Source organism: Paraburkholderia atlantica, assembly GCF_009362785.1.
GTDB classification, from domain to species: Bacteria; Pseudomonadota; Gammaproteobacteria; order Burkholderiales; family Burkholderiaceae; genus Paraburkholderia; species Paraburkholderia atlantica.
On record NZ_WHNQ01000161.1, the window covers coordinates 1 to 1,925 of the forward strand.

At 53.7% G+C, this 1,925-nt stretch carries 1 protein-coding gene and 1 pseudogene; one reads left to right on the forward strand and one right to left on the reverse strand.

Translation table 11 applies throughout. From position 1 onward, the window contains the following. On the forward strand, positions 1-312 hold a 312-nt coding region (locus tag GCT19_RS41805), incomplete at its 5' end, for a DDE-type integrase/transposase/recombinase (protein ID WP_152855074.1). 1,181 nt (positions 313-1,493) lie between these two features. Here the strand turns inward: GCT19_RS41805 and GCT19_RS41810 are convergent. Then, positions 1,494-1,925, reverse strand: a pseudogene (locus GCT19_RS41810) (IS4 family transposase); the annotation flags it as partial.

Genomic DNA, 1,925 nt, shown 5'->3' on the forward strand with positions numbered 1-1,925 from the left:
CATAATGGTACGCCAGAGACCGTGACCATCGACAAAAGCGGCTCCAATCTGGCCGCACTGGATGCGGTGAATGCCGATCGCGAGACGCCGATCAAGGTCCGTCAGATCAAGTACCTGAACAACATTGTCGAACAGGACCATCGGGCTATCAAACGCCGGACCCGGCCGATGCAGGGATTCAAGAACTTCCACCGTGCGAGGGTCATTCTCGGCGGCATCGAGGTAATGCACATGATCAGGAAAGGACAGATGAAATGTGCCGGCAAATACCCGTCGTCTGCTTCCCAGCAGTTTTACTCCCTTGTGTCATAAGCAATACTTATCATATCGACATTTCTCGTCCCGACACCCTTACTGCAACAGAACCGGAATGCGAAGAAATGAAGATGACATCCAAAAAGCGACCGCAGTCCTTTGCCTGTATCGTGCCGGAGACCGCCTCCGGACCTGCCCGCACGGCGCCCAACGACGATCGTGTGTTGGCATCAATATATTTGATGCTTTTCTCCTGGCAATTGCTCAGGCAATTTCGTAAGATGCATAGCTGCGACGGCTAGTGGGCGAATCACATAAATTTACGGCATATTAAGAAAGGAGTGTACATGGAAAAGGTGAGGAGAGTGCTTTCTGGTGGCCTTCTGTCCGCTGCTCTAATGGGCGTGGCGACGCATGCTTCTGCGGTCGCGGCGAACGATGTATGCACATACACAGACCCGAAAGACCCTGCCGAGAGTTATCCCTACTTCTGTGGGGTCGGCCCGATAGATGGCCCCAGGAGTCAGGCGACTGAGTGGCATGGCTGACCTTTGTGCTTGGCACAATGTCGGCGAGAATTTAGGCGATGACAGCAGGAGCTCGCGCATTCATCAGCGGCGTATGTGATACGTAGCATTGGCCCATGTCCGAGGGGAAGGTGCGCTGGTGGAACTGGCTCCCCATTCCGCTGTTTGTCTTGGCCAGATTAGTGATTGGGAGCAAGGAGCCGGCGGCGGAAGTGTTCTGCACACCCGCCGCAATTGCGAAGGGCTTCTATCGAAATTAGGGAGCCGTTGACCCATTTCATGCAGCCGGTTTTGTCTTCCAGAGTCCCCGAGTTATGCAGCCGTATCCGTTATCCACTGAGCCGCAAGCCGGTCTTGCATGAACTGACTGGTGACAAGCCAAGCGATGAATGACGACTTGCGGTTATAAAACACTTCAACGAATCTGAAGAGGTCAGCCGCGGCTTCGCGATGCGTGCGATACTGGATCGGATGGAACTGGTGGAGGCCAACAGGTTAAGCAGTGATCTGATTCCGATAGAAATGAACCGCCCCGGGTTTCCCCTCAGGATTACCCACAAGTAATGCAGTCGTGCTATTAGTTCTGCCTGAATATTCGGTACATCATCGTAGTTTCATGCAGAACAAGAAAGCCACGCCAGATGACGGTAGGCCTTGGAGGATGATCACGCTTTCGGGCAAGATAGCCGCCGAGTCTGGTGATCCACAAAATCACCTGTGCGAGTGAGGCGGTTCATCGGGCATTTCTGTACTACCGTGCGTACGGCAGTAGAGGGCCTGCCACTCGATTGGCTGCAGCAATACTTCGCACGACAGGTTTCCATCAAGCCGTGCAAGCAGCATCGCGTACAGGATTCTCCAGCTTACTACGGCGAACAACGCGGTGGCGCGTACGAATCGTTCGACATTGCCAAATTGGCGGGTTTCAATGCGACAGCCGCTTTTAAGCACACGATGCCACGATTCAATTGTCCATCGACGTGCATACCATGCCAGACGCTCGAGGGCCTGTGCTTGCGTATACGTAGGCACTGAGGTCAGCAATAGCCATTCCAATGGCTCGGCTCCTTCGTCTACGTTCGTTTCCAACGCATGAATCGCAAATACATCAATTTCGGGAAGCTTCTCGCGACGACGATTTTG